Annotated in this window: 8 protein-coding genes; 2 read left to right on the top strand and 6 right to left on the bottom strand. The window is 75.0% G+C overall.

Features of this window, described 5'->3' with window-relative positions:
- Positions 1-70 precede the first annotated feature (70 nt).
- Entirely contained in the window at positions 71-1,573 is a 1,503-nt protein-coding gene (locus ACQYWQ_RS30150) for a DNA-binding protein NsdB (RefSeq protein ID WP_431038978.1), read from the top strand.
- Between the two features lie 78 nt (positions 1,574-1,651).
- Here the strand turns inward: ACQYWQ_RS30150 and ACQYWQ_RS30155 are convergent, their stop codons facing one another.
- Both ACQYWQ_RS30155 and ACQYWQ_RS30160 read right to left on the bottom strand, forming a co-directional pair.
- Positions 1,652-2,995 (bottom strand): SpoIIE family protein phosphatase, encoded by a 1,344-nt coding sequence (locus ACQYWQ_RS30155; protein ID WP_431038979.1) that lies wholly within the window; start codon positions 2,993-2,995, stop codon positions 1,652-1,654.
- Between the two features lie 328 nt (positions 2,996-3,323).
- The gene (locus tag ACQYWQ_RS30160) at positions 3,324-4,862 is read right to left on the bottom strand and encodes an ATP-dependent DNA ligase (protein WP_431038980.1); all 1,539 of its coding nucleotides are present in this window, start codon (positions 4,860-4,862) and stop codon (positions 3,324-3,326) included.
- 142 nt (positions 4,863-5,004) lie between these two features.
- On the opposite strand from ACQYWQ_RS30160, the gene ACQYWQ_RS30165 reads away from it, so the two are divergent.
- Complete coding sequence (locus tag ACQYWQ_RS30165; protein WP_431038981.1) at positions 5,005-5,997, top strand: NADP-dependent oxidoreductase; 993 nt, start codon at positions 5,005-5,007, stop codon at positions 5,995-5,997.
- A gap of 119 nt (positions 5,998-6,116) precedes the next feature.
- Here the strand turns inward: ACQYWQ_RS30165 and ACQYWQ_RS30170 are convergent, their stop codons facing one another.
- The 4 genes from ACQYWQ_RS30170 to ACQYWQ_RS30185 all read right to left on the bottom strand — a co-directional run bounded on the left by ACQYWQ_RS30170 (position 6,117) and on the right by ACQYWQ_RS30185 (position 12,176).
- Positions 6,117-6,944: an aldo/keto reductase gene (locus tag ACQYWQ_RS30170; RefSeq protein ID WP_431038982.1), complete on the bottom strand. Its 828-nt coding sequence runs from the start codon at positions 6,942-6,944 to the stop codon at positions 6,117-6,119.
- Between the two features lie 73 nt (positions 6,945-7,017).
- Positions 7,018-8,247, bottom strand: coding sequence for an MFS transporter (locus ACQYWQ_RS30175; RefSeq protein ID WP_431038983.1), 1,230 nt, complete (start codon positions 8,245-8,247; stop codon positions 7,018-7,020).
- Positions 8,248-8,430: 183 nt separating this feature from the next.
- Positions 8,431-9,444 carry an ABC transporter ATP-binding protein gene (locus tag ACQYWQ_RS30180; protein WP_431039408.1) on the bottom strand — a complete coding sequence of 338 codons (1,014 nt, stop codon included), beginning with the start codon at positions 9,442-9,444 and terminating at the stop codon, positions 8,431-8,433.
- On the bottom strand, positions 9,444-12,176 hold the full coding sequence (locus ACQYWQ_RS30185) for an ABC transporter permease (RefSeq protein WP_431038984.1): 2,733 nt from the start codon (positions 12,174-12,176) through the stop codon (positions 9,444-9,446). Before ACQYWQ_RS30185 ends, ACQYWQ_RS30180 begins: the two co-directional genes overlap by 1 nt.
- Position 12,177 lies beyond the last annotated feature (1 nt).

The raw sequence follows: 12,177 nt of genomic DNA on the forward strand, positions 1-12,177 counted from the left end.
CCTGGCGAATACTCGCTCCGCACGTGACCGGCCGTTAGTGTCAAATCAGCCGAGAACCTGGGGGCTTGACGTGAGCGGACAACCCAACACCCGCCTTGGCGACCTGTTCGGCATGACCGGCTGGTCCAAGGGCGAACTCGCGCGACTGGTGAACCGGCGGGCGGCGGCGATGGGCCACCCCCAGCTGGCCACCGACACCTCGCGCGTACGGCGCTGGATCGACGTGGGCGAGATCCCGCGGGACCCCGTGCCGCGGGTGATGGCTGCCCTGTTCACCGAGCGTCTCGGTCGTGTCGTGACCATCGAGGACCTCGGCCTGGTCAGGCGCGGGCGCGCGGGGAGCGCGCGCACCGGAGGGAGCGTCGACAACCCCGACGGTGTGCCGTGGGCGCCCGAGAAGACGGCCGCGTTCCTCACCGAATTCACGGGAATGGACCTCATGCTCAACCGACGCGGCTTGGTGGGCGCGGGTGCCGCGCTCGCCGCGGGCTCCGCCCTCAGCACCGCCATGCACGACTGGCTGCACACCGACCCCGTCCTCGCGGCCGACCGGCCGCGCGAGGGCGACCCCCTTCACGCCGAGCCGGCGGGCTGGGACCGCTACGAAGCGGCTCCCGTCGGCTCCCAGGAGATCGACGAACTGGAGAACTCCGTCGAGGTCTTCCGCGCCTGGGACGCCTCCCGCGGCGGGGGCCTCCAGCGCAAGGCCGTCGTCGGCCAGCTCAACGAGGTGGGCGGCATGCTCGCCTACCACCACCCGGCCCACCTCCAGCGCAGGCTCTGGGGCGTCGCCGCCAACCTCGCGGTCCTCGCGGGCTGGATGTCCCACGACGTCGGCCTCGAACCCACCGCGCAGAAGTACTTCCTCATCGCCGCGCACGCGGCCCGCGAGGGCGGCGACCGCCCCCGCGCGAGCGAGGCGCTCTCCCGCGCCGCCCGCCAGAAGATCCACCTCGGCGACCCGGGGGAGGCCCTCGACCTCATGAAGCTCGCGGGCTCGGGCGCCGGGGAGGGCGCCCTGCCCCGTACCCGCGCGATGTTCCGCACCATCGAGGCGTGGGCGCACGCCTCGATGGGCCACGGCCAGGCGATGCGCCGCACGCTCGGTGAGGCGGAGGAACTCTTCGTCTCCGACAAGGGCGCGGGGGAGCACCTGAGCTGGATGCAGATGTTCGACGAGGCCGACCTGTACGGCATGCAGGCCCTCGCCTACCGCACCCTCGCCGAGCACGACCCCAGCGCGGCACCCGTCGCCCAGGCCCACGCCAAACGTGCCCTCGCCCTGCGCAACGCCGAACGCCAGCGCTCGCAGATCTTCGACCACCTCTCGATGGCCTCGGCCTGCTTCCTCGGTAACGACCCCGAACAGGCCGACGTCTACGCCCGCCTGGCACTCCAGTCGATCGGCGAGACGTCCTCGCTGCGCACCTGGGACCGGCTGCGACAGATGTACCGCCTCACCGGGCAGTTCGCCGGCCACGCCCAGATCGACGTCCTGCGCGGCGACATCGAGCGCGTCATGCCGAAGGGCCCGGGGAGGAACCGTGGCACGGGACGCGTCGCGGGAGCCTGAACCCGGCGCTGCGCGAGGAGCCCGTACGGGAACCCCGCGGCCCCCCGCGAGAGCGTCCCGCCCCCGTGTGGCGGCGCGTCACTCCCGTACGAGAGCGATCAGCAGACAGCCCTCACCCCCGGGCACACCCGTGCCCGAGCCGGTGCCCAGCGCCTCGCCGACGACCCGCGCGGCCTCCCGTGCCGCGGTCACCCCGGCGAGCCGAGGGGCGAGCGCGAGCAGGGCGTCGGCCTCGTCCGGCGCGGGAGCGGCGGGGGAAGCGGCGAGTACGGGTCCACCGCTGCGCAGGACGAGCACGTCGCCCGGGGCGAGCACGGCGTGGTGCTCCGCGTGCCCGATGTCCCGCGGCGCGCCCAGGAGATGGCCCGTGGGCCGCTCCAGGGACCGCCCGGTGCCCTCGCGGAAGAGCAAGGGTGCCGCGTGCCCCGCCTGCGCCCAGACCACGCGCCGGGAGCCGGGCTGGACGCGGCAGCACAGCGCGGAGGCGAGGGGGGTACGGGGCGCACCCGCGCCCACGACCTGGCCGAGCACGTCGAGCAGCGCACCGGGACCCGCCCCGGTGAGCGCGATGCCGCGCAGCGCGCCGAGGAGCGTCGCCGTGTCCGTGGTCCTGGCGAGACCGTGCCCGGCCACCTCACCGGCGGCCAACAGGGTCGATCCGTCGGGCAGTTCGGCCGCCTCGTACCAGTGACCGTTGCTCGTGCCCGGGGGGACCGCGGCCCTGAGCACTGTCAGATCCAGCACCCGTCCGCGCGCCTCGTCGTGTCGCGCGGCGGTCCCGGGAGGGGGTGAGGAACGGCGGCGGGGCCGTCGTGCCCCCGGTGGAGCGGGGCTGCGTACGGGCGCGGCGGCGCGGGCGGCGGGTGCCGCGTCGGTCGCCGCCGTGGCGCCGGGGCCCTGGTGCGCGCCCCCCGAAGGGAACCGCACCGGGCCCTGCCACGGCGGCAGCACGCTGTCGCGCAGGGCCACGGCCACCCGGTGCTCCTCGCGCGCCTCGGCGGGGGAGGCGGGCACCGTGCGCCGCCCGCTCCCCGGCGTCGTCTCGCGGACGACGAGCCACAACGAGGCCGCGCAGCCCTCCGCGTCGAGCACCGGTTCGCCGAGCAGGCGCACCGTGCGCTCGCTGCCGTCCGCGCGCAGCAGCCGTAACGTCCCGTCAAGTGCCCTGCCGTCCACGAGGCAGCCGGTCATGAGCGCCGTCAGCGCGGGCCGGTCCTCGGGGTGGACGTACGAGGGGAGTTCGTCGAGCCCGGGCGCGGGGAGCGCCGGGTCGCGCCCGAGGATCGCGGCGAACTCGGCGGAGCAGCGGGCGCCGTCGGTGAGGAGGTCCCACTCGGCGCTGCCGATGTGCGGCGGCAGCGCGCCCGCGGTGCGCCGCTCGCGCAACGCCCCGAGCAGCGCGTCGAGTTCACCCTGATCCATCCCGGAGCGCGGTGCCGTCGCCCGAGCCGGCCCGTCGCCGGGCCGCCGGGGCCGCACCACCGAGGGCGCGCCTCCGGTGAGCGGGCCGTCCTGCCACAGCTGTGGCGCGGGACGGTCCGTGGCGGGCGGGGGCATGGGCGGCTCCGATGCGGCGTACTCACGGACGGGCGACGTGAAGACTCTGACACAGCCTCGCCCGCCGTGTAAGGCGTTTGGCAACACCCGCACCGATGGTGCCCCCGGCATATGTCACCGTCTCCGCCGCGCGCTCCCGAGGCGGCTCCTCACGGCCCCCTCCGGCTCCTCACGCCCCCTCCGGCCCCGCCGGTCACTCCAGCCGCGCCGCACCCGCCTCCCGCACCGCCGCCACCGTGTCCGCCTCCTCCGGCGACTTGTCGGGCCGGTACCGCACCACACGCGCGAAGCGCAGCGTCAGCCCCGCCGGGTACCGCGAGGAACGCTGCACCCCGTCGAAGGCGACCTCCACGACGAGCCCGGGCCGCACCCGTACCGTGCGACCGTCGTCGGAGACCGCCAACTCCAGCAACTTCTCCGTCTGTTCGGCGAGCATCGCGTCGGTCAGCCCCTTGAACGTCTTGCCCAGCATGATCCATTCCCCGTCCGCTCCCCGCGCCCCCAGGTGCAGGTTCGAGAGCTTCCCCGTGCGCCGCCCGTGCCCCCACTCCGCCGCGAGCACCACGAGGTCGAGCGTGTGCACGGGTTTGACCTTCCGCCACGCGGCGCCGCGCCGCCCCGCGCTGTAGGACGAACCGAGATCCTTGACCACGACCCCCTCGTGTCCCCGCCGCAGCGTCCCCGCGAGGAAGTCCTCGGCCCCCGCGAGCGCGTCGGGCCCCTCCGCCACGTACCGCCGCACCCGGTTCTCCTCCGCGACGAGCGCGGCGAGTCCACGGTGCCGCTCCGCGAACGGCGCGTCGAGCAACTCCCGTTCGCCGACGAGCAGCACGTCGAAGAAGACCGGCACCACCGGCACCAGCGCCCGCGCCTTCGCGACATCGGTGCGCGAGCCCGTCCGGCCCGCGATCTCCTGGAAGCTGCGCGGCCGGCCCGCCTCGTCGTACGCGATGACCTCGCCGTCGAGTACGCAGCGCGCGACCGGCAGCGCCCGCGCGACCTCGACGACCTCGGGGAGCCGCTCCGTGATGTCCTCCAGGGTCCGCGTCCACACCGAGACCCGCTCCCCCTCCCTGTGCACCTGCACCCGGATGCCGTCGAGCTTCTCCTCCACCGCGCACGCCCCGAGCGCGGTGAGCGCCTCGGCGACCGAGGCCGCCGTCCCCGCCAGCATGGGCCGTACGGGGCGCCCCACCGTCAGCCGGAACTCCGCGAGCGCCTCGCGGCCCTCGGCGAGCAGCGCCCGCGCGACCGGCACGAGCGCCCCGCGCAGCATGACGGCCCGCCGCACCTCGGCGGCGGGCACCCCGGCGGCCGCGGCGAGCCCCTCGGCCGCCATCGCGTCGAGCGCGCCCTGCCGCACCTCGCCGGTCAGGAGACCGACGAGGAAGCGTTGCTCCGCCTCGGTCGCCGCGCCGAGGAGCGCCCCCGCGAGCCGCCTCCGCTCCGCCTGCGCCCCCTTGCCGGCGACCGCGGCGAGCCGGTCGAGCGCGGCGTCCACGTCGTGCAGGCTCAGCGCGGGCGCCGCGGCGGGCGCGGGCGCCTCGCGCAGGGTGCTCCAGCCGACGCCGATCCGCCCCTGGGGCACGCGGCCCGAGAGGTAGGCGATGGCGAGCGGCACGTCCTCGGGCCCGGCGGCCCGGAAGAGTTCCGCGAGCAGTTCCGTCTTGCGCGAGCGGGACCGTGTCGCGGCCACGGCGCCCGACACCTCCACGAGCGTCACCAGGAGCATCCCCCCATCGTGCCCCGGCCGCGCCGGGCCCGCACGAGGGTGTTGCATGGAGGCGAAAGGATCACCGGGCACGTACGCGGCGCCGCCGCTCGCCCCGTACCGCCGCACCGGACCCGTGACAGTCCCCGGAAGGAACCCGCCCATGACGGACAGCACCGCCAAGGACCGCCCCGAGCGCACCATGCGCGCCCTCGTCCAGACCGGCTTCGGCGGCCCCGAGGTCCTGCGCCTTGACCGCGTGCCGCGCCCGGCGCCCGTGCCCACCGAGATCCTCGTGCGTGTGCGGGCCGCGGGAGTGAACCCGGTGGACTGGAAGACCCGCGAGGGCCTGGGCGCCGCCGCGAGCCTCGCGAGCCCGCCGCTCGTGCCCGGCTGGGACGTCGCGGGCACGGTCGAGGAGGTCGGTACGGGCGTGACGCTGTACAAGCCGGGCGACGCGGTGCTCGGGATGCCGTGGTTCCCGCGCACGGCGGGTGCCTGCGCCGAGTACGTCACCGCGCCCGCGCGGCAGTTCGCACCGATCCCCAAGGGTCTGGACTTCGAGGAGGCGGCCGCGCTGCCGCTCGCTTCGCTCACCGCCTGGCAGGCGCTCGTGGACACCGCGCGGCTGCGCAGGGGGGAGCGGGTCCTCATCCACGCGGCGGCGGGCGGCGTGGGCCACCTGGCGGTCCAGCTCGCGCACCACATCGGGGCGCATGTCATCGCGACGGCGAGCGCGCCGCGCCACGAGTGGCTGCGCACGCTGGGCGCCGACGAGGTCGTCGACTACCGGGGCGAGCGCTTCGAGGAGCACGTCTCGGGCGTCGACACGGTCCTCGACCTCGTGGGCGCGAAGGACGACACGAGCGCGCGCTCCCTCGCGGTCCTGCGCCCGGGCGGCCTGCTCATCACGGTCCCTTCGAGTGGCGGGGGCGACATCAAGGAGCGGGCGGCGGCGGCAGGGGTGCGGTACACGGGCATCCTGGTGGAGCCGGACGGCGCCGCGCTGCGCAAAATCACCGCGCTGGTCGAGGAGGGCGCGCTGCGCGTCCACGTCGACGCGGTGCTCCCGCTGGCGAAGGCGACGGAGGCGTACGCGCGCGGTGAGAAGGGGGGAGTGCGCGGCAAGCAGGTCCTGCGGATCAGCGAGAACTGACCGTACGGAGGGCGCGGGCCGGGCGCGACCGAGGACGGGGCGCTCGGGGGGCGCCGCCGCGCAGGGCGAGGGGCCGCACGCAGCACCGCGTACGGCCCCTCGCCCGCTCGCCGGGGACGTCAGTTCAGCTCGTCCGGGTGCGGCCCCGTGCGCAGCCCGCGGTCGAGCGCGTCGACGGCCGCCATGTCCTCGTCGCTCAGCGTGAAGCCGAAGACGTCGAGGTTCTCGCGGATTCGGGCGGGCGTCACCGACTTGGGGATGACGATGTTCCCGCTCTGGAGGTGCCAGCGCAGCACGATCTGCGCGGGGCTGCGGTCGTGCTTCGCCGCGAGCGAGGTCAGGGCGTCCTCCTTGAGCAGCGCACCCTGCGCGAGCGGGCTCCACGCCTCGGTCGCGATGCCGAACGTGGCGTGCGCGGCACGCAGTTCACGCTGCTGGAGCCCCGGGTGCAGCTCGACCTGGTTGAGGACGGGCAGCACACCGGTCTCGGCGACGAGCCGCTCCAGGTGCGCGGGCTGGAAGTTGGACACGCCGATCGCGCGGGTGCGCCCGTCGGCGAGGAGCTTCTCCAGCGCGCGGTAGGTGTCGACGTACCGGTCCCGGGCGGGCGTCGGCCAGTGGATGAGGTACAGGTCGGTGTACTCCAGGCCGAGCTTGTCGAGCGAGGCGTCGAAGGCGCGCAGCGTCGCGTCGTAGCCCTGGTCGTCGTTCCACAGCTTCGTGGTGACGAACAGTTCCTCGCGCGGGATGCCGGAGGAGGCGAGCGCGCGCCCGACGCCGCGCTCGTTCCCGTAGACGGCGGCCGTGTCGACGGACCGGTATCCGGCCTCCAGGGCGCTCGTGACGGCGGCGGTCGTCTCCTCGTCGGGGACCTGGAAGACCCCGAAGCCGAGCTGGGGCATGACGACCCCGTTGTTGAGGGTGACGGTGGGCGAGAAGGTGCTCATGGTGGTGCTTTCTTTCTTGTACGGGGCCGGGCGACGCTGCGTCAGGGGCGTTCGTCCCGGCGGGGGAAGGCGGTCAGAGGGAAGGGGTGTGCGTGGCCGGGGTCCGCTCCGTACCGGCGATCCGCGGGGCCGCGGGTGCGTCAGGTGCGCCGGGTGCGGGCCGCTTGCGGTCGAGCCCGGCGGAGACGAAGGCGAGGATCAGGGCGGAGAAGGCGAGGGCCGCGCCCACCCAGTTGGGCGAGGTGTAGCCGAAGCCCGCGTCGATGACGAGGCCGCCGAGCCACGCGGCGAGGGCGTTGCCCAGGTTGAACGCGCCGATGTTGACGGCGGAGGCGAGGGTGGGGGCCCCGGACGCCTGGTCGAGCACCCGCTTCTGGAGCGGCGGGACGGTCGCGAAGCCGAGGGCGCCGATGAAGAAGAGGGTGAGCGCGGCCCCCGGCCGCGAGTGGGCGGTGACGGTGAACAGCGCGAGGACGACGGTGAGCGCGCCGAGCACGGTGAAGAGCATCGGCATGAGCCTGCGGTCCGCGTACCGGCCGCCGACGAGGTTGCCCGCGACCATGCCCGCGCCGAAGACGACGAGGAGCCAGGTGACCGAGGAGTCGGCGAAACCGGCGACCTCGGTGAGCATCGGGGCGATGTAGGTGACGGCGGCGAAGACCCCGCCGAAGCCGAGCACGGTCATCGCCATCGCGAGGACGACCTGCACGTTGCGCAGGGCCGACAGCTCGTGGCGCAGACGTACGCCCTCGGGGCGCGGGAGTTCGGGGACGAGCTTGAGGATGCCGAGCATCCCGACGACGCCGAGCGCCGCGACGATCAGGAAGGTGACCCGCCAGCCCGCGGCCTGCCCGACGTAGGTGCCGAGCGGGACGCCGACGACGTTGGCGACGGTGAGCCCCGTGAACATGAGCGCGATGGCTCCCGCCCGCTTGGCGGGCGGGACGAGACCGGCCGCGACGACCGAGCCGATGCCGAAGAAGGCGCCGTGCGCGAAGGAGGCGACGACCCGCCCCGCGAGCATCACGCCGAAGACCGGAGCCACGGCCGAGATCACGTTGCCGGCGATGAACAGGCCCATGAGCAGCATGAGCATCCGCTTGCGCGGCACCCTGGTGCCGAGCAGCGTCATGATCGGGGCGCCGATCACGACACCGAGTGCGTAGCCCGTCACCAGGAGCCCCGCGGTCGGCACCGAGACCCCGAAGCCGTCGGCGACCTCGGGCAGGAGGCCCATGATCACGAATTCGGTCGTGCCGATGCCGAAAGCCCCGATGGCAAGGGCCAGGAGCGCCAAAGGCATGAGGAGGAACCCTTCGAAAGCTGGATATCTGCGAGCCCCGGAAATGTGCGGAAGCTGCTTACGTGCACAGACAATACTTGCGCACGCGCTATAAATGCAAGCGCGGGCAAGCGGTGCACGACGAAGGGGCGGGACCAGGGATCTCCCCCCGTCCCGCCCCTTCCACGGCCCGGCCCCGCGGCCTCAGCCCGCTACGGTGTCCCCGCCCTCCCGGCTCTCCCCACGCCGGTCCGGCCACACCCGGATGTGATCGGGCTCCAGCTCCAGCATCGCCCGGTCCCGCAGACCCAGCGCCGACGTGTAGTCCGGCGGCAACTGAAGCCGCCCCGCCCGGTCGAGCGTCACGTACTCGTGCGCGGACACCGACTCCTGCCCGTCCGCGCCGATCTCCGTGTGCCGCAGCACCTCCGTCGACGTCCGCCCGTCGCGGATCGCGACCGTACGGTTCACCTCGTTCGCGACCTCCGCGTCGTGCGTGACGATCATGACCGTCATGCCCAGCTCCTCGTTCGCCCGCCGGAACGCGGCGAAGACCTGCGCACCCGTCGCCGAGTCCAGCTCCCCGGTCGGCTCGTCGGCGAGGAGCAGCGAGGGCTCGTTCGCCAGCGCCACCGCGATCGCCACCCGCTGCTGCTGCCCCCCGGACAACTGCCCGGGCAGCCGGTCGGCGCAGTCCCCCGCCTCCAGCATCCGCAACAGCTCCTCGGCGCGCCGCGCCCGCTTCCCCCGCGTCGCTGCCCCCCTGCCGCCCCCGCGCAGCTGCATCGGCAACGCCACGTTCTGCGCCGCCGTCAGGAACGGCAACAAGTTCCTGGCCGTCTGCTGCCACACGAAACCCACCACCTCACGCCGATAGCGCAAGCGGTCCTTGCGGCCCATCTGGAGCAGCGGGAAACCCCCCACCGTCGCCGAGCCCGCCGTCGGCCGGTCCAGGCCGGCGAGAATGTTCATGAGCGTCGACTTCCCGCTCCCCGACGCCCCCACGAGCGCCATCAACTCACCCTCGTGCACCAGGAGATCAAGCCCCTGGAGCGCCTGCACCTCGACCCCGTCGGCACTGAAGACCCGCACCAGGCGGTCACAGGCCACCAGCGCGTCGTGCCCGTAGGCGCGCGTATCGCGCCGCTCGGCGGCCCGCCGCTCCAGCTCGCTCAGACTCGGGACCGCTCCGGCCCCGGCCCCGGTGGGCTCGCCCATCATGCGTCTCCTGCCCTGAGTTCCGTGATCATTCTCGTACGCCGCAGCCACCAGGCCTGCCCCAGCGAGACCAGCGCCGCGAGCACAGCGATCCCCGCGGCGGGGAGCAACAGCACCCCCGCACCCGCGTGCAGCGAGGCCACCACCCCCTCAGGGCCCCGCCCGTCGGCGCTCGCGAACGCGAGCCGCTCCAGGTCGAGCACCGGAGCGAGCAGACGGATCGCCCCCCAGCCCACCAGCACCCCGCCCCCCGCGGCGAGCAGCGTCTGCGGCAGGGCGTCGAGCAACGTCAGCGTCCGCGTCCCGCGCCGCGACAGGCCCAGCACCCGCAACCGCACCAGCAACGCCGTCCGCTCCGCAGCCCCCGCCTGCGCGTGGAGCAACAACGCGAGCAGCGCGTACCCGGCCGCCGCACCCACCGCCGCCGCGAACAACCGCGTGACACCCTCCTGCAACGGCGAGTCCGCGTAAGCGGCCCGCGCCTCCGCGCGCAGCCGCAACCGGGGCTGCGGCCGCGCCCCGTCCACGATCTTCCGCAACGCCTTCGCGTCCGGCTCGCCCGCCACCAGAAGATCCGTCGTGGGCCGCCGGGCGAGCGCCGCCCGGTCCAGGAGCAGGAAGTCCGTGCCGCCGAGCGCGGGCGGCCCGTCGGCGACCCGCGTCACCCGTACCCGCACGTGACCGGCGAGCGAGGAGATCTCGCGCGGCTTCGTACCGAAGACCTTCGCGACCCGCGCCGAGGCGACGGCGTCCACGACACCGCCCCGCTCCGCGCGCGGCGGCACCGGCGCGCCACCGAGCCCCTGGGCCCGCAGGAAACTCCCGTACGACGCCGGATCGACCGCCATCAGCGCGAGCGGCCGCGTGCTCTGCGCCCCCGTCTCCACGGGCAGCGCCACCGTCTCGTCGATCAGCACGGGCGCCACCTCCTTCACACCCGCGACCTTCCGCGCCCCCTCATCCACACCGCGCGGCAACGCGGCCAGCGCCCCCGTCGCCGAGACCCGCGCGTCCGCCCCCGCCGTCGCGAGTGCCGCACGGTCCCGCGCCCCCGCGACATCCGAGAGCACCGCCCCGCCGACCCCCGCCGTCGTCACCGCGATCAGCAGCACGAACAACGGCAGCGTCCCGGCCGGCGCCGCCCGCCCCGCCCGCGCGAAGAACAGGAAACCCGTCAGCCCCCGCGCCCGCCCCGCGACCCGCGCCGCCCACCGCAACGGCAGCGGATAACACCGCACGAGCACGAGCGCGGCGACCAGCGCCAGCAGCACGGGCACCGCCCCCGCCCCACCACCGCCACGCCGCGCGGCGAACAGCACGAGCACCGCCACCGCCAGGACCGTCAGCTCAGCGACCGTACGCCCCCGCCCCGGCCGCGCCGCGGCGAGATCCTCGCGCTCCTGGTGCACGCCCGCCTTCCGGTGCGAGGCCAGCGCCCGCAACGGCAGCGCGACACAGCCGAGCACCGCCACCGCGCCCGCCGCCAGCACCGAGGGCCACAGCCCGGCCCCGGGCTCCAGCGCCCACGCCCCCAGCAGCCCGAGCCCCGCGGCGGGCACAGCGAGCGACGCCGACTCCGCGAGCAACCGCCCGCCGAGCCCGGCGAGCGACGCCCCCCGCGCCCGCAGCAGCGCGAACTCCGCGCGCCGCCGCCCCGCCGAGAGCCCCGCCGCCATCGCCACCGTCACCGCCGCGACCGCACCCGCGCCCACCGCCGCGACCGTCACCACGGGCGACAGCGCCCGCGACAGCCCGCGATGCGCCGCGATCACCGCGTCGAGATCCGTCGAGACGACCGCGTGAGCCTCCACCGCCTCCTTCACGCGCAGCAGATCCGGCCCGCCCTTCAGCGAACCGAGCGCCGCCGTGTAACGCGGCAGCACCCCCGCCGTCAGCCCGTCCGTCCGCGGCGCGAGCCGCCAGTAGGCCTCCGGCTGCCCCAGCGTGCCCAGCAGCGCGGGCCCCGCGGCGGGCGGCAGCAACAACCCCGCGCGCCAGTACTTCTGCGGCGGCCGCCCCGACGTCGCCGTCATCGTCGGCGTACGCAACTGGCTCTCCGCCGACCACCAGGCGCCCTCCGGATCACGCGGCTCCACGATCCCCACGACCACGAAGACGAGATCGGCGCCCTGGACGTGCAGCAGCCGCCCCGTCTTGAGCCCCAGCGCCTTCGCGGTCGCCCCGCTCACCGCCACCTCGACCCGCTCCGTGTCCTCCGACACCGTCCCCTTCGCCCGCGGCCACCGCCCCGACGTCAGCCGCGCGTGCTCCGTCAGGCCCGCCTGCGCCGCCGCGGTGAACCGCGGCAGCACCGCGTCGGGACTCGGCAGGTCCTTGTCCGTCGCCTGGAGGTCCTTGCTCGTCCGCACCCCGTACGAGGACTGGCCCGCATCCACCCGCACCGGCGCGGGCACCGTCCTCAGCAAGGCCCGGTAGCCCTCCGCCACACTCCCCGACGTCAGCGTCCTCGCCCGTTCCCCCGGCGCCAGATCCGGCCGGATCAGCCCGACGTCCACCGTCGTGCGGGACGCGGCGGTCTCCGCCACCGCGCGGCGCACCCCCCGGTCCTCGTTCGCCTGCACCGCGCGCGGGAAATACGCCGCGAGGAACGCCGTCAACAGCACGAGGGCCGCGAACGCGCACGAGGCCCCGCGCGCCGTACGCAACCGGGTCCGCGTCCACGGCGCGGGCACCCCACGGACCCGCCGGAGCCCCTCGACAACGGATGTCACG

It is taken from the genome of Streptomyces sp. P6-2-1 (assembly GCF_050613165.1).
In the GTDB taxonomy this organism is placed as follows: Bacteria; Actinomycetota; Actinomycetes; order Streptomycetales; family Streptomycetaceae; genus Streptomyces.

Excerpts from the sequence above, each read along its gene's own strand:
- ACQYWQ_RS30155 (WP_431038979.1), bottom strand. The coding sequence starts at position 2,995 with ATGGATCAGGGTGAACTCGACGCGCTGCTCGGGGCGTTGCGCGAGCGG.
- ACQYWQ_RS30160 (WP_431038980.1), bottom strand. The coding sequence starts at position 4,862 with ATGCTCCTGGTGACGCTCGTGGAGGTGTCGGGCGCCGTGGCCGCGACA.
- ACQYWQ_RS30165 (WP_431038981.1), top strand. The coding sequence starts at position 5,005 with ATGACGGACAGCACCGCCAAGGACCGCCCCGAGCGCACCATGCGCGCC.
- ACQYWQ_RS30170 (WP_431038982.1), bottom strand. The coding sequence starts at position 6,944 with ATGAGCACCTTCTCGCCCACCGTCACCCTCAACAACGGGGTCGTCATG.
- ACQYWQ_RS30175 (WP_431038983.1), bottom strand. The coding sequence starts at position 8,247 with ATGCCTTTGGCGCTCCTGGCCCTTGCCATCGGGGCTTTCGGCATCGGC.
- ACQYWQ_RS30180 (WP_431039408.1), bottom strand. The coding sequence starts at position 9,444 with ATGGGCGAGCCCACCGGGGCCGGGGCCGGAGCGGTCCCGAGTCTGAGC.